Genomic DNA, 20,757 nt, shown 5'->3' on the forward strand with positions numbered 1-20,757 from the left:
ACCTGCTTTCAAACGACGATCATGTGATCTTCCCTATTATGCGGGAATAGCCCCGGGTTCCCGGAGGTATCCCAAGCTGCAGGGCAGGTGGCCCACGTGTTACTCCCCCGTCCGCCGCTAACTTGAACAGAGCAAGCTCCGTCAAGTCCGCTCGACTTGCATGTATTAGGCACGCCGCCAGCGTTCGTCCTGAGCCAGGATCAAACTCTCCAAAAAGCAGTTTGACTTGCTCATTTGTTTTCTATCGAAATGACGGGCATTTCATAATAGAAAGTTTAATTCTAAAACGTTGACGTTTTTATTGATTTTGTTCAGTTTTCAAAGATCAATTTAACTCGCTGTTTTTTGTGACAGCTATAACATAATATCACCCTTTGATTAATCAGTCAATATCCTTTACAAAAAAATATTTTCAAAGTTTCAAAGATTGATTGTCTAATGGGGAATTTGTTATCCCATCCATATCAAAGCGATCATTAATTTAACAAGCAAGTATCAATGTAACATTTCCAAAACATAAAGTCAATATGTTTTGAAGGGATAATTATTTTTCAATCAAAAAAATGAGTCTTTTCAAAACACCGACATTATTAGCGGCGAAGACTAATATAGCATGTTATTAAAAATAAAGTCAATTAAAATTTATAACCAATATAGTATCGAACTACATTATTAATGAATATATCATCACCTAATATAATATCCTGCTTGCAACAGGCACAACAAAATGTCATCTGAAGAGTCGCTGCCTGTTAAACCGACACTCTTTTTTGACGTGTATCTTCTATACAAAAGTAGTAAAAGCCATCAGCCTAAACTGATGACTTTTCTCACTAAGCCGATGCATGAGAATGAACTTCTTTTCTTACTTCCCATCCATGAAGCAGTTTGTATATAGGCGGCATCACGAGACAGATGGCGATAATCCGAAGCACCTGCACGGCAACGACAAATGTCGAGTCCGCATCGAGAACAACTGCGGTTGTTGCCATTTCAGCAACACCTCCTGGCGCAAAAGCGAGTGCAGCTGTTATAAAAGCGATTCCCGTCACCTTTGACACGACATATGCACACACAAACATCGCAGCAATAAATACGATTGTACCAATGAAGGCGACGCTTAAGGTTTGCTTTAAACCAATAAACATTTCTTTTCGGAAATGCGAGCCGATTGAAACGGCAATAATGACTTGTGATATGACCATGACGCTGTGCGGCCAAAAGGCAACCATATCATGTCCGACGAATGTGGAGCTGATCGATTGGACGATCGCAACAGCCACCATGCTTCCAATCAGCCATGGTGCGGGGGATTTTAACTTTTTACCAAGATGATAGCCCCCATACGCCATAACAGCCAAGATAGCCGTCCATAAGAGCTGGTTCCATTCAAATGGCGGAGCAGCCGTTTCAACAACAGGCTGTGCCGGCGGATGGAAAATAAGTGCGGACATAACGATCGGAATGATAAAAATGACAAGAAAAACGCGCATCGTTTGAATAATACTGACAATAGCCGTATTTGCATCAACTTCTTCCGCCATTGCCGGCATCGCGGACATTCCACCCGGTGCGGTCCCCAAAAAACTGGTCATCATATCGGTTCGACTAAACTTCCATAAGGCAAAACCGGATATTAGTGAAAATACGATCGAAAGCAATAACATGGCGACTATGACCGCCCAGTGCTGCTGAAAAACCGTTATAACAGATAAATTTATTTTTTGACCAAGCTCTATGCCTAAAATACATTGCCCGATGTACAGCCAATATTTCGGCGTTCCTTTCGCTCCCAGAAAATTTGGCTTCACGAAAGAAATGAGAGCCGCAGTGATCAATGTTCCGAGCATCCAGCCAATCGACAAGCCCGTTAACGACAACAAGAATCCGCCGGCGCTGCTCATCGCAACAAACAACCATTTATTTACTTCCATTCATCCAATCCTTCTTTCTGTTCCTTGTACAATTCACTATAATATACATATAGAAATAAATAAAATATCGTTTTAATATGATCAACCATAAACAAAATTTATGTCTAATGGAGGTATCTTTTATGGACGAACGGGACTGGCTTGTTTTACAAGCGCTTTATGAAGAGAAAAATATCACAAACGCCGCAAAATTGTTATACATTTCTCAGCCCGCTTTAACGAATCGGTTGAAACAAATCGAAAAAGAATTCGGTGTCCAAATTGTCAATCGCGGCAGACGAGGTGTTCAATTCACTCCACAAGGGGAATATTTGGCCAAAAGCGCTTATGATATGATTCACCGCATCCAGCACATAAAAGAAAACGTACTTAATATGGAGAATAAAATAACCGGTACGCTAAGACTTGGTGTATCGACTTTTTTTACCGACTATAAACTGCCGGGATTGCTGAAATTATTTAAAGACGAATATCCGGATATCGAATTTAAAGTGACGACCGAGTGGAGCAGCCATATTACTCATTTAATTCATAACGAGGATGTTCACGTCGGATTTGTAAAAGGGGATTATGGCTGGAAAGATCAAAAACGGCTTCTATTTGAAGAAAGAATTTGTATCGCCTCAAAAGAACCGATTAATATGAGCCTTTTGCCGGATTTGCCCCGGATCGATTACCGTACTGATCAAAACTTAAAAATGACTGTCGACAAATGGTGGGCTGAAAATTACGCGAAGCCTCCCCTTATCAGCATCGACGTCGACAAAGCCGGCACATGCAAAAACATGGTCGCAAACGGCCTCGGCTATGCGATTTTACCAAGCATGATTTTAGATGATCTGGAAGACTTGCACAAAATTGAGCTTACAACGCCGGACGGCGAACCTATCATTCGCAAAAGCTGGATGTTCTTTCACAAGGAATCACTGCAGCTGAACATCGTAAAAGCATTTGTCGAATTTATCGAGCGGATCGATCTTGAAGACATTCATTGAGACCAATTCACTTACATTCAACGGCACGATTTCCTCGCGAATACGAAAAGGCCTTCCTCAAAATGGAAAGACCTTTACATTTAAATATTTTTCAGCGCTTCACTTATGGATTTCCCGCCTGATATTAAGTCAAATGAGCGGTTAAAGGTGTGCGCTGTGTCGAGCGTAGTGTAAATGACCGCAGCAACGTCTTCACGCGGGATTGAACTTCTCTCTAATCTTTCACCCGCTTCTACTTTTCCGGTCCCCGGCTCGTTTAACAGTCCGCCCGGGCGGATAATCGTATAGGCAAGGGAGCTTTGCTCGACGGCACGATCAGCGTAATGTTTTGCGACATAATATGGACGGATCGCTTCATTCCAATTTTCCCGGTTATTCGCCTGCAATGCGCTTATCATAATAAACCGCTTCACGCCCGCCTGTTCTGCTGCTTCCACCGTTTTCACTGCCCCATCAAGATCAATAAGCAGTGTTTTATCCGGTCCTGTATGGCCTCCTGATCCTGCTGTAAACACAACAGCATCGCATCCAAGCATCGCCTTCGCCAGCTGGTCAACATGGCCTTCAAGATCAGCAATCACAGCCTCGACCCCTTTTTCTTTAAAAGCAGCCGCCTGTTCCTCTTTTCTCACCATGGCACGCACTTCATGTTTATCACTATTTTGTAAAAGCTCAATCAGCTTCTGTCCGATTTGTCCGTTTGCTCCAACCACGAATACTTTCATTTTAATTGAGCACCTCTTTCCAAATCATTTCCTGTCTATTATTTCAAACAAATACATAAGAAGCAAACAAGACGGCTGGCTCGAATTTGATTACCATAAACAAAAGTGATTTGGCGTTATCAAAAGTCAAGATGATAATTTGTCATTTTCTAATCCTAATCTGTTCATTTTGTCAATATCTATCTCGAATAAAAAATGGTAAAATAGAATTGTAAACCGTCTACAGTTTACAATACATAATCGGGTGGAGGAAAAATCATGGTTAATCCATTTAAAATCGCTGTCATTCCCGGCGACGGCATCGGGCCGGAAGTGATAGCGGAAGGTGTTAAAGTATTAAAGTATATTGAAAGTGTTGATGAAAATATTTCGTTTGATTTCGAATATTTCCCTTGGGGCTGTGAGTACTATGTCCAGCATGGAAAAATGATGGATGATGATGGCATTGAGCGCCTGCAGCAATTTGACGCGATTTATTTAGGAGCGGTCGGCTATCCCGGTGTACCGGACCATATTTCGTTATGGGATTTACTGCTCCGTATTCGTAAATCCTTTGATCAGTATGTAAATGTGCGTCCGATTAAATTACTGAATGGCGCGCCGACTGTGCTGAAAGATGTGACACCGGACGATATTAATATGCTGGTCATCCGCGAAAACAGCGAAGGCGAATATGCCGGAGCAGGAGACCGCCTTTTCCAGGGAAAACCGCATGAAGTCGCACTGCAGACCGGTGTTTTTTCACGAAAAGGAACCGAGCGCATTATCCGCTATGCGTTTAATATTGCACAAAAAGAAAATCGCTCCCTCACGAGCATCAGTAAAGCAAATGCGCTCAACTATTCGATGGTGTTCTGGGACGAAGTGTTTGAAGAAATCAGCAAAGAATACCCGGATGTGGAAACGCATTCGTATCTTGTTGACGCAGCCAGCATGTTTTTCGTTATGGATCCTAAGCGTTTTGAAGTTGTGGTCACATCTAATTTATTCGGTGATATTATTACCGACCTCGGCGCAGGTATTACAGGCGGCATGGGGCTTGCAGCCGGCGCAAACTTAAATCCGGAACGCAATTTCCCATCTATGTTCGAACCCATTCATGGCTCCGCACCGGACATTGCCGGTAAACAAATCGCCAATCCACTTGCGACATTATGGTCAGCCAGTCAAATGCTCGAATTTTTCGGACAAGCAGAGTGGGCGGAAAAAGTGTTAACGCTCATCGAAAAAATGCTCGTCGACAAAACCGTCCTGACACCAGATCTCGGCGGCAATGCTTCAACAAGTGAAGTGGGAGATCATATGGTGGAATTGTTGAAACAACTATAAAATCAAAGAAAAAGAGCCGCCGCCAGAAGTCTAATTCTCCTGGCAGCGGCTCTTTTATGTTGTCATTTTTTCAATAATATACGCAACGCCATGTTCGTTATTTTTCAACGTAGTCATCATCGCCTGTTCCTTTACACCATCCAGCTCATTTCCCATCGCCACACTTGTGCCCGCGATTTTAAACATTGAGACATCGTTGAAATTATCCCCGATAGCCATAACGTCCTGCTGTTCTATGCCAAATTGATCTGCTAATTTTTGCACAGCGTTCCCTTTCGATACATCGCGGTGCATAATATCAAACACGCGGCTGGCTGACGCTGTCAATGTCAGATCTTCACGATCCGCATAGCGGTCCCACGCTTTTTGCAGCTTCTCATCATGAAATGAAAAAGCAAGCAAATTATAATATTGGTCCGTCTGCTCCAAGATATCTTTATATGTAGCGACAAATTCAAACGGCTCCTGGCTGAATTGACGTTCGGCCGCTTCTTCCATTTCTGCAAAATCGGCATTTGGATTCGCTGTTTTAATACGGTCGATTTCAATATTCAATAGTTCCCGTCCATTGTTCGGCGAATACAATGTATGATCAGAAAAGACCTCATAATAAAAGCCGTGTTCGATAAAATAAGTGAGAATTTCTTCCGTGTCTTCTTTACTGATGGAAATGGACTGTACTCTTGTCCCATCCTTATCATGAATAGTCGCGCCATTCGCACTAATAATCCACGTCGACAAACCGGCATCTTTCACGAGTTTGGCAGCATCAAATTGAGCACGCCCGGTCGCAATCACAACTTCAATCCCTTTTGACTGGGCCGCTTTAATGGCTTTGATATTTTCCGGACTGATTTCATTGCGGCTGCTCAAGAGCGTTCCGTCCATATCAATCGCAATTAATTTCATTTCGATCCCCCCAGCAAGTTTTGCAGACCGGATGCCACCTGCTTTTGCCCGAACATTGTATACGGACCGGCAGCTGCCATGACACCGCCTGCTTCTGTCACAAGCAATTGGCCCGCTGCGATATCGTAAAACGCCGGACTCATATACAGTGCGGCATCCCAGCGCCCTGCTGCAATGTACGCCAGTGTGACTGCCGCTGTGCCGATAATGCGTACTCTGTATACATCATTTACAATTTTCGCAAGCAATTCAAGCCGCTGCGTATTCGCTTCTTTATTTCCATCTTTCGCAAAATCACTGTGTGATACGAACGATTCTGCCAAACTCACATCCCGTACACGAATGGGCTCGCCATCTTTGAACGCTCCGCCGCCTTTTGACGCCCAATATGTTTCGTTTAATCCAGGCAGTGAAATGACGCCAACAATCGGGTCCCCTTTGTATGTGAGCGCGATCGACACACCATACTGCGGCACCCCGATACTGTAGTTAATCGTGCCGTCAATCGGATCGATCACCCATTCAAATTCGCTGACACTCCCAATCACCCCCGCTTCTTCACTAAAAATACGGTGATCTGGATATTTTGCCTGAATACGTCCAATAATAAGTGCTTCTACCTGCAAATCCATTTCTGTTACGAAATCTTTTGCAGCTTTCAGTGTCTGACCGCCTGCTTTTCCCGCCCTCGGCAATAAAAATCTGCCAGCTTCTTTGCCAAGTTCAATCGCAAAGGACAAATATTCGTTATACAATTAACCTCTCCCTACTTGTATGTATGCTCATTCCATCATAACGCATTCAAATGGCAAGGTCATATAAGTCACTTCGCTGCCATGGTTGTTTTTGGAAGAAGGAAGCTCATGACAGCGGCACCGATCAATAAAATGATGGAAGCAATAAATGAAATCTCATATCCGCCTGTCGCATCGAACAATAGACCCGGAATAAATGAGCCGATCGCAGAACCGAATTGATGACTTAAATAAATCCAGCCGATAATAGCCCCAACCGAAAAATGCTTAAAGTATTCTGTTGCCAATTTAATGGTCGGTGCGACAGTTGCAAAATTCACCACACCGAAACTAATCGCGAAAATGATCAATAAATGAGACTGCTCAATAAAGAAACCAAATAAAGAGGCATCGTTAATAATCAGCAATAATAAAATGATTGTCAACGCGCGAACACCATATAAAAAAGTGAGTATTTTTTTACAGCTCCAGCGGTCGGATAAATAGCCGGATAAAACGGTACCCATAATATTAAAACCGGCCAATAAACTAACAGCCGCTCCGGTTACGGATGGTGAAAATCCGCAAAGCTGCGCAAACGGAATCAGATGTGTATCCATCAGCCCGGTCGTTGTGACACCGCAAATAAAAAACGGAATCATCAAAAATAAAAACTCTTTCTTTTTCAGCAGCTGCATAAACGATAGGGTTTCCTTTGTTTCAGGCTTTTGTCCGCTATATTGCGATTGTTCCCTTTCTTTCTCTCCATAGGCACGCATCTTTTTTTCAGCCGGAGAAGTCCTCATAAAGAGGAATAAAATCGGGAACACGACGATCGTTAAAAAAAGACCGAAGATCAGAACCGTATCTTTCCATCCAAATTGACCAATGAAAAATAAAGACAATGGCACGAGCAACAGCTGGCCTCCTGCTGTACCTGCTGATACTAAACCGAAAGCAAGGCCTCTTTTTTCAACAAACCAGTTAGCGACTGCAACAGAGCTGACAACGTTAGAAGCTCCGCCAAAGCCGATTGAGGCGATCACGCCATATATGATCATCAGCTGCCATGGATTTTGCACGAAAAATGTCACAATAGTCGATAATCCGATAATCAGCATGCTGAATGAAAGGACGGATCTTACGCCATAGCGGTCAACAAGTTTCCCCACGTACGGCTGCGACAATGCATAAACGACGTAACTGATAAACGCGACAAGGGAGATGATCCCTCTATTCGTCGTAAATTCTTCTTCCCACGGTTGAATAAAGGCTCCGAATGAGAGCCTGACTCCCTGTGCGGAGAGCAATGCAAAAAATGAAAGCAATAAAATGATCCACGCATAATGCACTTGAAGCTTCACAATTTCCACCTTCTTCCCAACATGATCGTATCAATATTTCGCCAAAAAGAGAAGACACCTTTGCCTCTTCAGCTGAAGGTGTCTTCTCTTTTTTGTTACATTTCACATCTTTATACAGCGCAGGCTGCGTGATTGCTTAGACTCTACCATCAAACTTTTGACAGTTTAAATTTATCGACTGTCCTTCTAAGTGCAGCTGCAACAAACGAGCTTTGTTCCGAATCGAAACGGACTTCTTTTATAAGACCGGCCATTTTATCGGTGGACTGATCGACATTTTCAACAGTCCGTGCATTTTGTTCATTAATAACCGCAATATTACCGATAATGCTCTTCATTTGATCTGTTATATCCGGATGGGAGTCGGATGATTTCGCCATCGACACAAGTACATTTTGCACGCTGTGAACCACCTCTACCCCACTCTCTACTTCGCCGCTGCTTTCTTGAATCGCCGTGCGGACGAACGTTGAGCTGCTTTCAATTTGATCGAGCGTGTCACTTATTTCTTTCGTCGCCAGCGTTGTCTGATCGGCCAGCTTTCGAATTTCGAGTGCGACGACACCAAATCCTTTTCCATATTCACCGGCACGCGCCGCTTCAATCGCGGCATTTAGCGCCAGCAGGTTCGTTTGATAGGCAATCGCATTAATCGTTTCGACTATCGTACTAATATTATTGGAAAGTTCTTTAAAGTCATCTGTCAGCATTAATGCTTCATTTACTTTATTGACGATCACTGTCATTTTTGAATCAATACCGGCCACTTCACTTTGAGCATGTTCAACCTGTTCCTGCGACAGCTGCTCCAGTCCGGTCAGTGTATGACCTACTTCATCAACCTGCCTCATTGCCTGCTGAACATCTTTTAACTGAAGTTGAATGGCCTCCAGCATTTCACTCATCTGTTCAATTACCGCAACCGAATCACGTTCAGCCAGCATTGTTTTTTCACGGAGAGACTGATTGGTCTCTTCCACATCCAGTGCCGCGGCCTTTACTTTGCTCATTAACTCATCCTGACTGTCAATTAAGTTGTTCACCCACCGGCCGAGCGCACCTGTTTCATCAGGAAATAATAACTGGGAATCCAGGCGGTTTGTTAAATCACCGCCCCCTTCCGCTATTTCCCGGGTAATATCCGTCATTTTTTGAAGCCGTTCCACAATCGGTTTCAATCCCTGTTTATAAAAAATAACAGAAGCAAGTGCCCCATAGGCAAGATCGATAATAACCGTCGTCCATCCAGGAATAAACGAAGCCGCTGCAATGGTATGCTGAAGAATGATCCCCACCAGTAAAAAGAACATAAAATGTTTCAAAAGCCGCCAGCTGATCGAACGCGTACGGTAAACCTCTTCCAGGTCCCCTTCACACATCATGCCCCATATGTCTGGGGAACCAGGCATTTGAAATGTGACCCCTTTGCCGATGACCGGAATATGCCGGTAATCCGAGTAGCCGGGAAACTCCACAAACAAATTGCTTCCGTTTTGAATCGTGTTCGCGACTCCCGGATGAAGTTCTTTTGTCGCCGGGTCGGTAAAACGAATTTCAAATTCTGTATGCTTCTGAATTTTCACCGTTCCCCATTGCTTCGTATGAACGCCGTCCTTTAAATTTTCACCAAACGTAAATGTCCTGTCTTCAAAACGGCTGCGTGACAATGCTGTCCCCGGCGCGATCGCTGCATCCATATTTGACTTTGCCATAAATAAATAATTATCGCCTGAATCCGGATAAATATGACCCGCTTCACGCTGGATCAAATCACCGAGCACATCGTTTGGAATGCGGCCGGCCAAAAGTGACACAACCCGGCCCCCATCCATAACCGGCTGTAAAAATAAAAGCGTCACTTCATCATGAAAAGACGATGTTCGCGGCCCGATTTCTTCCGTGATGTCATCTGTATACGGCCCAACCAACAGCTTTTCTTTCCTGTCAAATACATGAACAGCGGCTCGCTGCACCTTGTCATTTCCATAATGACCGATTTGTTTTGCGTATGTAGAATGTGTAATTTGCCCATCTGGATTAATCAAAAATAACTCTGTCAGGTAACGATTTTTTTCCCATTTTTTCATTAAATAGCCGCTTACGTGTTCATCCGAAGTGAACAATAATTCCTGCGCCGCCTTCTCCAAGAAATCCCACTGTTCATTTGCCCATTCCGTCAGCAGCATCACCCTCGTTCTGGCAATCCCTTCAAACACTTCTTCAACCGACCCTTTTGTATGCCGATTTAATCGATACGACCACCAAAGAGGCAGTCCTTCCCGCACATCAAGCCATCCAAATACACCCATTTCCCTCACCACTTTCAATCCTTGTAATAAAATATAACATGGATTTGTTATAAAAATTATTATATTCTGAATTCTCTTTAATTTCAAGACTTTTCACAACTTTTTTCCTATAAAAACGGACAATCCAGTGACGCAATACTGAATTGTCCGTTTTTATCGTTAAAATGATACTTTAAATGATCAATTGAGCGTATTCATTAACCCGCTTGCATCAACATTCATTTGGATTACTCAGGAAACTGGTTCTGCCATTAAAAATGGCGGAAGCGGATCTGCGAATGTTGACCAGTCCATGTTCATTTCTTCATCCGTTAATATACAACGATCAAGTGATGCTTCAATTGCTTCTTTGTCCATATCAAGACCAATCATGACGATTTCAGTGATACGGTCACCATGCTCGTCGTCCCACCGTTCCAACAATTCCGGTTCTTCATTTAACATCTGTACGCGCTGGTCCTCAGGATAAGCAGCGATCCATTCGCCGGCACCTTGAATCATTAAGGAAGGACCTGCCTGGGAAATCATGCCGGTCATATCATTGCGCGTCGACAGCCAAAAGAATCCTTTTGCCCTGACAACATCCACCGGCCATTCTTCCAGCCATTCCATCCACCTTTCTGCATGAAACGGGCGGGTTCGGCGGTACACGAACGATGAAATACCATACTCATCTGTTTCCGGCACATGCTCTTCATTTAACTCTTTTATCCAGCCCGCCCCCTCGCTCGCTTTATCAAAATCAAATAGGTGTGTATCGAGTACGCGGGCAAGCGGTACTTGACTGAACGAACTTTTGATGATTTGCGCATCGGGATTTAATTTGCGAAGGACCGCATATAACTCATCAATGTCTTCTTCTTCCAGTAAATCGGTTTTATTCAGTAAAATGACGTTTGCAAATTCAATTTGATCAATTAACAAATCAACCACTTCACGCGTATCCGTTTCATCCGCTGCTTCTTTCCGGTCCAGCAATGATTCTCCCGAAGCGAAATCATGCCAGAAACGGTTGCCGTCCACGACTGTCACCATCGTATCAAGGCGGCAGTAATCCGATAAGTTAATGTCCAGTTCTTCATCAACATACGTAAACGTCTGCGCCACCGGAATCGGCTCCGAAATGCCGGTCGATTCAATTACAATATAATCGATGTCTCCATTTTTCACGAGACGCTCCACTTCTATCATCAAATCTTCTCGCAAAGTGCAGCAAATACATCCGTTTTGCATTTCCACCAACTTTTCATCTGTCTTTGAGAAACCGCCTTTTTTGACAAGGGCTACGTCAATATTGATTTCGCTCATATCATTGACGATGACAGCAATTCGCTTATTTTCTTCATTAGCTAAAATATGATTTAAAAGCGTTGTTTTTCCTGATCCTAAATATCCACTTAAAACCGTAACCGGTATTTTTTTCATTATTCCTTCTCCTCTTCTGAAAATCATTATCATTACGATTATAAACTTGTCGCAATTCGTTCTGCCGCATGCCGGACCCCGGAAATGTTACGGGCAATCGGTCCGATTTCCAGTTCAGCGAGCGGCCCTGCCATAAATAAATGCGGACACCATTCCAACGATTCGTTTACAATTGGATAACCGCATTTTGCACAATTCAGTTTCTGTTCCATTATCAATTTTTCAAGCCACGACTGGGCGGGCAATGCCGGCTGAAATCCTGTTGCCAATATGACCGTCTTCGCCTCAAGCTGTGAGCCGTCCTTAAGATCAATGGTGCTGTCTGTCATAGTAGCAGGCTCTCCGTCCAAGATAAGCAGCTCTTCGTTTTTTTGAAGAAGCATCAGCTTATGAAACAGCTCTTGCGTAATCGAGCCTTTATGGCGGGCGTCTTTGATGATTTCACGCCGTTTTTTATAATCCTTTGATGCCAAGCTTTTTTTATATCGAAGTCACGCAGTACAGAATCGGAATGCTCGTTAAATAAATCAAGCTTCGGGCGTTTGTAGTAGCCGTAAAAATCCCTGCTGTCACCTGATGTGCTGTATTTTTGCAGACTGAACGGATGAATATCGATATGATGAACGACCGGAGAGCGCAAATATTCCATGCCAATCCGGTTCGTGTTACGCTTCCACCTGGCCATCGGTTCTGCGTGAGGATCAATGAGACGAATATCATCGATCACCGTTTTCCCGCTTTTCACTAAAAAGTTCGCGACTGTGCAGCCATGAATACCGCCGCCAATAATGACCCATTCGTACACAATGACACCTCCCTTTTCTTAAATCGTAATAATTACGATTTATAGTATAGATCATTTGTATTCATAGTTCAAGATAAATTGACTTCTCTTTCCTGCAGAGTGAGAAGCTATTTTTCTCTTGAATAGTGTATAATTTATAAAATAGAAGGCAGATAAACGGAGATGAACGCATGAACACGATTGCAGATATAGCACGGCTTGCCGGCGTTGCGAAAAGTACGGTTTCCCGTTATTTGAACGGCGGCTCGGTCAGCGAAGAAACAAAAAAGAAAATTGAAATCGTCATTGCAGAAACCGGATACGCGCCGAATGCATTTGCACAGAGCTTGAAGGCGAAAAAAACAAATATAATCGGCACGATCATTCCCCGCCTCGATTCTTATGCGACTTCGCGGACATTGATCGGCATTGATGAACGGCTTCGCGAACTCAATTTTCATATGCTGGTTTCGAATACGAACCAGGATTTAGAGCGGGAAATTGAAAATATTTATACATTGGCGAAACAAAAAGTGGCCGGAATCATTTTGCTGGCAACACAAATTACCGATGATCATTTAAAAGCATTCAAACAAATTAACATTCCCGTTCTACTTGTCGGTCAGCAGCACGATGATGTGTACAGCCTCGTTCATGATGATGAAACGGCCGGCTATGCGATCGGAAAGTATATCATTCAGCGCGGCCATAAAAATATCGCTTTTCTCGGCGTCGGGGAACACGACATTGCGGTTGGCGTCAATCGCAAAAAAGGGGTTAAAAAGGCTGTGGCGGATCATGATGATATTGACGCCCGCTTTTTTGAAACCACTTTTAATATGAGTGAAGCGGCCATCCGCGCGCAGTCTTTATTCGATGAATTCTCTCCTTCAGCACTCGTCTGTGCAACGGATAACATCGCGATTGGCGCGGTCAAAGCGGCCTACCAAAAAAATCTGCGGGTGCCGGAAGATGTATCCATTACCGGATTTGGCGGCTATGAAGTGACAGCGATGATGCACCCTTCGTTAACAACTGTACAGATTCATTTCGTCGATGCCGGGCGCACAGCAGCCAGCCATATTGTCAAACTGGTAAACGGAGAAGACATTCCAAAGCTGACTTACTCAAATTTTGAAATTATTTTGCGGGAGAGTGTTGACATTCGAACAGATCATCCAATATAATCAATGTGAAATCGGTTCCTAAAACCGTTTTCACTTTTATATCAATTTGGAACCGGTTCCTAAAGTGCCGGGTTTTTATTTAGTTATTTCCGGAACCGGTTCCTTTCATCGATACTTCACTAAATTCTTTGTGAAAAACGCTTAAATACAAAGGAGGATTACTCATGAATTACAATGAAATTGCCCGTGAAACACTGGAGGCGATCGGCGGTAAAGAAAACGTAGCTGCCGCAGCCCACTGTGCGACCCGCCTTCGTCTTGCCTTACATGATGAATCAATCGTCGATCAGGAAAAATTAGATAAAATGGACAGCGTTAAAGGAACATTCTCGACAGGCGGCCAGTATCAAATTATTTTCGGCTCCGGCACGGTCAATGAAGTCTATAAAGAATTTGCCAAAATGACTGGTACAGATGGCATGTCCACAACGGATGTGAATAATGCCGGCGCGAAAAAAATGAATCCCCTGCAGCGTTTTGTCAAAATGCTGTCTGACATTTTCGTCCCGATTATTCCGGCCATCGTAGCCGGCGGTTTATTGATGGGGATCAACAACCTGTTAACCGCGCAAGGATTGTTTATCGACGGCAAATCACTCGTTGAAGCATACCCGGACATGGCGGATCTTGCTGCCCTGATTAACACATTCGCGAATGCCGCATTTGTCTTCCTGCCTATCTTGATCGGTTTCTCGGCCACACAGCGGTTTGGCGGTAATCCGTATCTTGGTGCGACACTTGGTATGCTGATGGTCCACCCGGATTTATTAAACGGCTGGGGCTACGGCGGCGCGCTTGTCAGCGGCGAAATTCCAGTCTGGTCTATTTTCGGATTTGAAATTGAAAAAATTGGTTATCAAGGAACTGTATTGCCGGTTCTAGCAGCATCCTTTATTCTCGCTAAAATTGAAACATCTTTACGAAAAGTCGTTCCATCTGCACTCGATAACTTATTAACACCGCTATTAACGATTTTCATTACAGGGATTTTAACATTTACACTAGTCGGGCCGATTACACGTGCAGCAGGTAACCTCTTGTCTGACGGTATGATCTGGATGTATGATACAACCGGCTTTATCGGCGGGGCCATTTTTGGTCTTCTTTACGCACCAATTGTTATTACAGGAATGCATCATAGCTTTATCGCAGTGGAAACACAATTGCTTGCTGACATGGCGAAAACAGGCGGTTCATTCATTTTCGTTGTCGCAACCATGTCAAACGTGGCACAGGGTGCCGCCACTCTTGCTGTTTTCATGCTGACGAAAAACAAAAAATTAAAAGGAACAGCTTCTGCTGCCGGTATTTCCGCCCTTCTTGGCATTACAGAGCCCGCTATGTTCGGAGTGAACTTAAAACTGCGCTATCCGTTTATTGGTGCTATCGTCGGTTCTGCTGTCGCAACAGCCTATGTTACCTTCTTTAAAGTAAAAGCGATCGCACTCGGCGCAGCCGGACTTCCTGGTGTCATTTCTATTCATCATGAAGGGCTCCTTCAATACGTGATCGGAATGGCCATCTCCTTTGCCGTCGCGTTTGTGGTCACAATGATTCTCGCAAAACGTGATGCCAAAAAAGAAGCTGTTCAAGAAGCTGCTTAAAACAGTCAATGGTGGAGAGGGTCCAGGATACGGGCCCTCTCCACCTATTTATCTTTAAAGGAGCGATTCACCTTGGAATGGACAACGGAACAACGCTATAAACGCATTGAAGAGGTTACGCCGGAAGAGCTGCAGGCGCTGGCAAAGCAGGTTAATGAAAGCCCGTGGCGGCAGACGTTTCATATACAGCCGGTAACCGGTTTATTAAATGACCCGAACGGCTTTTCTTTTTATAACGGAGAATATCACTTATTTTATCAATGGTTTCCCCTCGGTCCTGTACACGGATTAAAATATTGGTACCATACGAAATCAACAGACCTTGTCCACTGGGAAAACGTTGGCATTGCCATTCATCCGAACGCGGAGATCGACAGTCATGGCGCGTATTCAGGCAGCGCGATTGAACACGAGAATAACCTTTACTTAATGTACACAGGCAATACACGTGATGAAAACTGGGTTCGCCATCCTTTTCAGAATATCGCGGTGATGAACGAGGATGGTGTAATTACTAAATGTGATAAGCCGGTTATAGATCATGTACCGGACGGATATACCGACCATTTCCGTGACCCGAAAGTGTGGAAAGAAAACGATACGTTTTATGCCGTGATCGGCGCGCAGCGGATAAATGAAACAGGCTGCATTGTCCTGTACAGCTCTCCTGATATGAAAAACTGGACGTTTGAAGGAGAAGTAAAAAACGACTTAGGATCGTTTGGATATATGTGGGAATGCCCAGACTATTTTATGGTGAATGGACAGGGTGTGCTCGTTTTTTCACCGCAGGGCATTGCGCCAAATGGAGACCATTATCATAATATTTATCAATCAGGATACGTGATTGGCGAGCTTAATGTTCATGGGAACACAATGACACACGGTGAATTTTCGGAACTGGACCGCGGTTTTGATTTCTATGCCCCTCAGTCAATGGAAGCGCCAGATGGACGACGCATTATGGTTGGCTGGATGGGACTTCCCGAAGTAGCTTATCCTACTGATCAATACGGCTGGGCACACTGTTTAACACTGCCTCGCGAAATGACGATTGAAAATGGGAAGCTGATGCAGCGTCCGGTACGGGAACTTAAATTAAAACGCGGTGTGAAAATGGAAGTGCACGATGTGCTGCAAAATGAAACGAAGACATTTGACAGCTTCAGCGGAACTGTATTTGAACTGATGACCGAGTTTCACAATGTCGATGCGGAGTCGTTTGGAATTGAATTTCGTGTCAGTGAGACAGAAAAAACGGTGCTGCTGTATGATGCCGTGCAGAAAAAGGTCGTGCTGGACCGTACTCATTCCGGTACCGCCGTTGGGACTGAGTTTGGAACGGTGCGGCAATGTGCGCTTGATGCTGAACAGGTGAAATTTCATTTGTTTGTCGATACGTCATCGGTCGAAGTTTTTGTGAATGACGGCGAAGAAGTGTTTACGAGCCGGATTTTCCCGGGCAGCGAAAGCACTGGCATCCGCTTTTTTGCAAACGACGGAAATGCGTCGTACAGCGCAGTGAAATGGACGATTGGAGGATAATGAAATGGGAACTCTCTATTCAATTGGTGAAGTATTAATAGACTTTATACCTCTTCAAAAAGGAAGGGCATTAAAAGACGTTGTATCATTCGAACGTGCTCCAGGCGGCGCACCGGCCAATGTGGCGGCGGCTATTGCCAAACTCGGCGGCCGCTCCGCCGTGCTCACGAAGCTTGGCGAGGATGCATTCGGTGATTTTTTACTGGAACAATTAGAAGAAGCCGGTGTGGACACCGGCCATGTCATTCGCACAAATGAAGCCAACACAGGGCTTGCTTTCGTTTCGCTTCGTGAAGACGGTGAGCGTGACTTTTCCTTTTACCGGAATCCCTCTGCGGACCTGCTTCTCACAGAGGATGAAGTGAATGCTTCCCTTTTCAAATCAGGTGATATTTTGCATTTTTGCTCTGTCGATTTAGTCGACAGCCCGATGAAACAGGCCCATGTAAAAGCGATTCAATCTGCTAAAGAACGCGGGGCTTTAATCAGTTTTGATCCGAATGTACGCCTCCCGCTCTGGGACAGTCCGGATGTGTGCCGTGAAACGATTCTCGACTTTATTCCAAAGGCGCACATTGTCAAAATTTCCGATGAAGAGCTTGCGTTTATAACCGGTATTGAAGACGAAAAAGAAGCGATCGATTTGCTCTTTTCCGGTGACGTTCAGGCGGTTATTTATACAAAAGGGGCAGCCGGTGCCTCTATCTATGTAAATAACAAATCCATTGACGCCAGCGGCTTTTCTGTTGATGTCCAGGATACAACCGGTGCCGGGGATGCCTTTATTGGCGCTTTGCTGTACCGTTTATTGGACACCGGTGCTGATCAACATGAGCTGAAGGCTGTATTGGAACGTAACGCCCTGTCCATTTTAACATTCGCCAATGCAGCAGGTGCGATTACGACAACCGGCAAAGGTGCGATCTCCTCATTGCCGTCAAAAAAACAGATTGAAGACATGATGAACACCCCGTGAGCGATTGCTTGCGGGGGTTCTTTATAAATGACACTCTACACACATTGCGCCAGTATTTTATGCGTTCAAAATTCAAATTAATCCATGCACCTCTTCTCCTCAACTAAAAATAAACCCAACATACATACCGAACAAAATCATTGTTGCTGTGATAATACCAGTAAGGGCAAGGATACTGTTTTTCTCCGGTTTAAACGTTTCGCTGTCGATCGTTTTCATTTTTCCAAAGTAGCTGTATGTCGAAAAACCGATCACAAGAAGGCCAGCGATCACTGCGGCACCGCCAATAATATTCGCCATAAGATCCGCACCTGCCGAATGCTGAGGTAAAAAATTAAAATGAAGATTGATGACAAGAAACCCGATGCCAATGATCGCAATAGCCGTTCGCACCCAAGCGAGATAGGTCCGCTCATTGGCGAGATGCTGCTGAATGAATTTGGAGCTTGTCGTTTTTTCCATGTATATCACCTTTCAAAATAAAATGTAAAGTGAACTTGACATCTGATATTTTGTAAAGTACACTTTACGTAAAGTTAGCTTTACAAAAAATGGGGGTCCCAATGCAAAATGTCATTAAAGAAAAGCGCACCTCATTCCATATTACCCAGGAGGAGCTTTCTCAAAAACTGAATGTGTCACGGCAGACGATTATTTCGCTCGAAAAAGGAAAATACAAACCGTCCCTCGTTCTGGCGCATAAATTAGCCCAAATTTTTGGCTGTACGATTGAAGATTTATTTATATTCGAAGGGGATGAGAACATTGATGGATAATTTAATCGCGGTTTCCGGATTACTGGGCGGAATCATCATTTCTGTCATCGTGTACTTCATTACTCGTAAAGCCGGCGCAAAACGACGCTGGTTTGACGAACGGCAAAAACAGGTGAGTTCACTTGCACATGCGGCTTCTTGGAATATTACATTCGCGGTGCTGCTCATCGCTTGGGCAGTCGTGATTTTAGTAGAGGGCATTTCCTTTTCATTCTTTTTAATGACCGCACTTTACGCTGCCCACTGCATGGGTTTTTTATTCACGTCCATATACTATTCACGGGATCATTAATTTGGAGGAAACCACCACCATTATCAGCATTACCAATAACAAGCATTGCACCGTCTCCAAAATATCCGACCTTAATATTTCTTATTACGTGTCCGAAGAACGGTTTGAAGAATCGAATATCACAACCCAGGTTCCCGTTGTATATATACTTGAATCGCTTGCCCGGGAAGTATATCAGCTAAATATATAAAGCGGTTTTTCCACTTTCTTTGTCAATCACACCGCTTTGCCATGATTATGAGCAAACAGAAAAGGAGATGTCTCAAAAATTTGTCGAGACATCTCCTTCTTATTTTGATGGACGGAATCAGCAGCTTAGGGAACAGCCCTTTTCTTTTCTTATAACTCTTCCCCGTTTGTTTCAATCACTTTTTGGTACCAGTAAAAGCTGTCTTTTTTACTTCGTTCAAGCGTCCCATTTCCGTCATCATCGAGATCGACGTAAATGAAACCGTACCGTTTGGACATTTCTGATGTCGAGAAGCTGACGAGGTCGATTGGTCCCCACGCGGTGTATCCCATCAAGTCAACACCATCCCCAACCGCTTCTTTCATCGCCTCAATATGACGGCTTAAATAATCGATCCGGTATTCATCATGAATGCGTCCATCTTCTTCCACTTTATCAAATGCTCCTAATCCATTCTCAACAACGAAAAGCGGTTTTTCATAGCGCTCGTAAAACATATTCAGCAGCGTGCGCAGTCCTGTCGGGTCAATTTGCCAGCCCCAATCAGATGCCTCAAGATAAGGATTTTTCAAATTCGTTAAAATATTGCCGGCTGCCTGCTCACCCGCTGTTTCCGGCCGCGCTGAAACGGTCGACATGTAGTAGCTGAGCGAGACAAAATCAACCAGATTTTGTTGCAAAATGTCCGCGTCTTCGGGATGCGTCTCAAGAACAACATTGTGCTCCTTGAAGAAACGATTCATGTACGTTGGATAATGCCCACGTACATGTACATCCGTAAAGAAGAAGGTTTTATGCTGATCCTGAAGTGCCGCCAGCATATCTTCCGGATGCGGGCTGTTCGGATAGTTGATCATACCAAGCACCATGCAGCCAATTTGACCGTCCGGCACAAGGCGATGACATGCCTCGACCGCTTTCGCACTGGCCACCAGCTGATGATGAGCCGCCTGGAACGTCGCCTGCAGCACATTTTTATCTTTTACCTGATCCCGTAAAATACCGCCGCTAATGAACGGGCTCATTAAAATAGAATTAATTTCATTGAATGTAATCCAGTATTTTACCTTATCTTTATAACGGTTCATAACCGTTTCCGCGTAATGCGCAAAGAAGTCAATCACTTTCCGGTTTGTCCACCCGCCATACTCCAATGAAAGATGCAATGGCATCTCATAATGAGACAGCGTCACGACCGGCTCGATGCCGTTTTTGCGCAATTCATCAAACAATGCATCATAATAGGCAAGCCCTGCTTCATTCGGCTCCGTTTCCGTTCCATTTGGAAAAATACGAGTCCACGCAATCGATAAACGGAATACTTTAAAACCTAGATCTTTAAACAGCGCAATGTCTTCTTTGTATCGGTGATAAAAATCAATGCCATAACGTTTCGGAAAATGCCGGTTCGCCTGATCGCGCAAAGCTTCTTGTACCTCCTCCGACGTCGGAAAAGGGAGATGCAATTTTTTCCGGTCTTCCGGTTTGATCCGTTCTATCACATCGTTATTGGAGAGCCCTTTCCCATCCTCATCAAAGGCTCCTTCAATTTGATTCGCTGCAACAGCGCCGCCCCATAAAAAACCGTTCGGAAATTTTATTTCATTCGTCATCACTTTGCACTCCTTTTTATTCAATTTCTGTTTTCATCGTAGCGCAAGATGATTTCCCGGTAAATG

The 20,757-nt window shown here is 44.1% G+C and carries 19 protein-coding genes, 1 rRNA gene and 1 pseudogene; 9 read left to right on the plus strand and 12 right to left on the minus strand.

Going from position 1 to position 20,757, the window contains the following annotated elements:
* Positions 1-216 (minus strand): 16S ribosomal RNA (locus BTO30_RS17490); the annotation flags it as partial.
* Positions 217-833: 617 nt separating this feature from the next.
* A complete protein-coding gene (locus BTO30_RS11310) occupies positions 834-1,934 on the minus strand; it encodes an AbrB family transcriptional regulator (RefSeq protein WP_075398839.1) in 1,101 nt (366 codons plus the stop codon).
* Between the two features lie 122 nt (positions 1,935-2,056).
* On the opposite strand from BTO30_RS11310, the gene BTO30_RS11315 reads away from it, so the two are divergent.
* Entirely contained in the window at positions 2,057-2,929 is an 873-nt protein-coding gene (locus tag BTO30_RS11315; RefSeq protein WP_075398840.1) for a LysR family transcriptional regulator, read from the plus strand.
* 80 nt (positions 2,930-3,009) lie between these two features.
* Here BTO30_RS11315 and BTO30_RS11320 read toward each other — a convergent pair whose 3' ends face one another.
* The gene (locus BTO30_RS11320; RefSeq protein ID WP_075398841.1) at positions 3,010-3,654 is read right to left on the minus strand and encodes an SDR family oxidoreductase; all 645 of its coding nucleotides are present in this window, start codon (positions 3,652-3,654) and stop codon (positions 3,010-3,012) included.
* 258 nt (positions 3,655-3,912) lie between these two features.
* Between BTO30_RS11320 and BTO30_RS11325 the strand changes: the two genes are divergently transcribed.
* Positions 3,913-4,983: a tartrate dehydrogenase gene (locus BTO30_RS11325; protein WP_075398842.1), complete on the plus strand. Its 1,071-nt coding sequence runs from the start codon at positions 3,913-3,915 to the stop codon at positions 4,981-4,983.
* Between the two features lie 54 nt (positions 4,984-5,037).
* Here the strand turns inward: BTO30_RS11325 and BTO30_RS11330 are convergent, their stop codons facing one another.
* The 7 genes from BTO30_RS11330 to BTO30_RS17680 all read right to left on the minus strand — a co-directional run bounded on the left by BTO30_RS11330 (position 5,038) and on the right by BTO30_RS17680 (position 12,529).
* A complete protein-coding gene (locus tag BTO30_RS11330; protein ID WP_075398843.1) occupies positions 5,038-5,892 on the minus strand; it encodes a Cof-type HAD-IIB family hydrolase in 855 nt (284 codons plus the stop codon).
* Complete coding sequence (locus BTO30_RS11335; RefSeq protein WP_075398844.1) at positions 5,889-6,647, minus strand: inositol monophosphatase family protein; 759 nt, start codon at positions 6,645-6,647, stop codon at positions 5,889-5,891. Before BTO30_RS11335 ends, BTO30_RS11330 begins: the two co-directional genes overlap by 4 nt.
* A gap of 68 nt (positions 6,648-6,715) precedes the next feature.
* A complete protein-coding gene (locus tag BTO30_RS11340) occupies positions 6,716-7,990 on the minus strand; it encodes an MFS transporter (protein ID WP_075398845.1) in 1,275 nt (424 codons plus the stop codon).
* 149 nt (positions 7,991-8,139) lie between these two features.
* Entirely contained in the window at positions 8,140-10,299 is a 2,160-nt protein-coding gene (locus BTO30_RS11345; RefSeq protein WP_075398846.1) for a methyl-accepting chemotaxis protein, read from the minus strand.
* 231 nt (positions 10,300-10,530) lie between these two features.
* Positions 10,531-11,724, minus strand: coding sequence for a GTP-binding protein (locus BTO30_RS11350; RefSeq protein WP_169829352.1), 1,194 nt, complete (start codon positions 11,722-11,724; stop codon positions 10,531-10,533).
* A 38-nt stretch (positions 11,725-11,762) separates the two neighbouring features.
* Positions 11,763-12,074: an NAD(P)/FAD-dependent oxidoreductase gene (locus BTO30_RS17675; RefSeq protein ID WP_245796440.1), complete on the minus strand. Its 312-nt coding sequence runs from the start codon at positions 12,072-12,074 to the stop codon at positions 11,763-11,765.
* A 32-nt stretch (positions 12,075-12,106) separates the two neighbouring features.
* Positions 12,107-12,529, minus strand: a complete 423-nt coding sequence (locus BTO30_RS17680; RefSeq protein ID WP_075398848.1) for a Rossmann-fold NAD(P)-binding domain-containing protein — start codon at positions 12,527-12,529, stop codon at positions 12,107-12,109.
* Positions 12,530-12,699: 170 nt separating this feature from the next.
* Between BTO30_RS17680 and BTO30_RS11365 the strand changes: the two genes are divergently transcribed.
* The 4 genes from BTO30_RS11365 to BTO30_RS11380 all read left to right on the plus strand — a co-directional run bounded on the left by BTO30_RS11365 (position 12,700) and on the right by BTO30_RS11380 (position 17,820).
* Complete coding sequence (locus BTO30_RS11365) at positions 12,700-13,695, plus strand: LacI family DNA-binding transcriptional regulator (protein WP_075398849.1); 996 nt, start codon at positions 12,700-12,702, stop codon at positions 13,693-13,695.
* Positions 13,696-13,859: 164 nt separating this feature from the next.
* Positions 13,860-15,299: a sucrose-specific PTS transporter subunit IIBC gene (locus tag BTO30_RS11370; RefSeq protein ID WP_075398850.1), complete on the plus strand. Its 1,440-nt coding sequence runs from the start codon at positions 13,860-13,862 to the stop codon at positions 15,297-15,299.
* A gap of 72 nt (positions 15,300-15,371) precedes the next feature.
* The gene (locus BTO30_RS11375; protein ID WP_075398851.1) at positions 15,372-16,844 is read left to right on the plus strand and encodes a glycoside hydrolase family 32 protein; all 1,473 of its coding nucleotides are present in this window, start codon (positions 15,372-15,374) and stop codon (positions 16,842-16,844) included.
* Between the two features lie 4 nt (positions 16,845-16,848).
* Positions 16,849-17,820, plus strand: coding sequence for a carbohydrate kinase family protein (locus tag BTO30_RS11380; RefSeq protein ID WP_075398852.1), 972 nt, complete (start codon positions 16,849-16,851; stop codon positions 17,818-17,820).
* Positions 17,821-17,919: 99 nt separating this feature from the next.
* On the opposite strand, the gene BTO30_RS11385 is transcribed toward BTO30_RS11380, so the two are convergent.
* A complete protein-coding gene (locus tag BTO30_RS11385) occupies positions 17,920-18,282 on the minus strand; it encodes a YidH family protein (RefSeq protein ID WP_075398853.1) in 363 nt (120 codons plus the stop codon).
* A gap of 101 nt (positions 18,283-18,383) precedes the next feature.
* Between BTO30_RS11385 and BTO30_RS11390 the strand changes: the two genes are divergently transcribed.
* From BTO30_RS11390 to BTO30_RS17685, 3 genes and pseudogenes are all read left to right on the plus strand, one after another.
* Positions 18,384-18,596, plus strand: a complete 213-nt coding sequence (locus BTO30_RS11390; protein ID WP_075398854.1) for a helix-turn-helix transcriptional regulator — start codon at positions 18,384-18,386, stop codon at positions 18,594-18,596.
* The gene (locus BTO30_RS11395; protein ID WP_245796442.1) at positions 18,589-18,888 is read left to right on the plus strand and encodes a DUF2178 domain-containing protein; all 300 of its coding nucleotides are present in this window, start codon (positions 18,589-18,591) and stop codon (positions 18,886-18,888) included. Before BTO30_RS11390 ends, BTO30_RS11395 begins: the two co-directional genes overlap by 8 nt.
* Before the next feature lie 4 nt (positions 18,889-18,892).
* Positions 18,893-19,078: pseudogene (locus tag BTO30_RS17685) on the plus strand (phosphoheptose isomerase family protein); the annotation flags it as partial.
* Positions 19,079-19,227: 149 nt separating this feature from the next.
* On the opposite strand, the gene BTO30_RS11400 reads toward BTO30_RS17685, so the two are convergent.
* Entirely contained in the window at positions 19,228-20,691 is a 1,464-nt protein-coding gene (locus BTO30_RS11400; protein ID WP_075398856.1) for a glycoside hydrolase family 1 protein, read from the minus strand.
* Between the last annotated feature and the right edge of the window lie 66 nt (positions 20,692-20,757).

It is taken from the genome of Domibacillus antri (assembly GCF_001936625.1).
In the GTDB taxonomy this organism is placed as follows: Bacteria; Bacillota; Bacilli; order Bacillales; family Domibacillaceae; genus Domibacillus; species Domibacillus antri.

What these genes read in the sequence shown, in the direction of transcription:
- BTO30_RS11385 (WP_075398853.1), bottom strand. Translation starts at nt 18,282, where the DNA reads ATGGAAAAAACGACAAGCTCCAAATTCATTCAGCAGCATCTCGCCAAT.
- BTO30_RS11390 (WP_075398854.1), top strand. Translation starts at nt 18,384, where the DNA reads ATGCAAAATGTCATTAAAGAAAAGCGCACCTCATTCCATATTACCCAG.
- BTO30_RS11400 (WP_075398856.1), bottom strand. Translation starts at nt 20,691, where the DNA reads ATGACGAATGAAATAAAATTTCCGAACGGTTTTTTATGGGGCGGCGCT.
- BTO30_RS11365 (WP_075398849.1), top strand. Translation starts at nt 12,700, where the DNA reads ATGAACACGATTGCAGATATAGCACGGCTTGCCGGCGTTGCGAAAAGT.
- BTO30_RS11325 (WP_075398842.1), top strand. Translation starts at nt 3,913, where the DNA reads ATGGTTAATCCATTTAAAATCGCTGTCATTCCCGGCGACGGCATCGGG.
- BTO30_RS11345 (WP_075398846.1), bottom strand. Translation starts at nt 10,299, where the DNA reads ATGGGTGTATTTGGATGGCTTGATGTGCGGGAAGGACTGCCTCTTTGG.
- BTO30_RS11310 (WP_075398839.1), bottom strand. Translation starts at nt 1,934, where the DNA reads ATGGAAGTAAATAAATGGTTGTTTGTTGCGATGAGCAGCGCCGGCGGA.
- BTO30_RS11350 (WP_169829352.1), bottom strand. Translation starts at nt 11,724, where the DNA reads ATGAAAAAAATACCGGTTACGGTTTTAAGTGGATATTTAGGATCAGGA.
- BTO30_RS11395 (WP_245796442.1), top strand. Translation starts at nt 18,589, where the DNA reads ATGGATAATTTAATCGCGGTTTCCGGATTACTGGGCGGAATCATCATT.
- BTO30_RS11380 (WP_075398852.1), top strand. Translation starts at nt 16,849, where the DNA reads ATGGGAACTCTCTATTCAATTGGTGAAGTATTAATAGACTTTATACCT.
- BTO30_RS11320 (WP_075398841.1), bottom strand. Translation starts at nt 3,654, where the DNA reads ATGAAAGTATTCGTGGTTGGAGCAAACGGACAAATCGGACAGAAGCTG.
- BTO30_RS11315 (WP_075398840.1), top strand. Translation starts at nt 2,057, where the DNA reads ATGGACGAACGGGACTGGCTTGTTTTACAAGCGCTTTATGAAGAGAAA.
- BTO30_RS11330 (WP_075398843.1), bottom strand. Translation starts at nt 5,892, where the DNA reads ATGAAATTAATTGCGATTGATATGGACGGAACGCTCTTGAGCAGCCGC.
- BTO30_RS11370 (WP_075398850.1), top strand. Translation starts at nt 13,860, where the DNA reads ATGAATTACAATGAAATTGCCCGTGAAACACTGGAGGCGATCGGCGGT.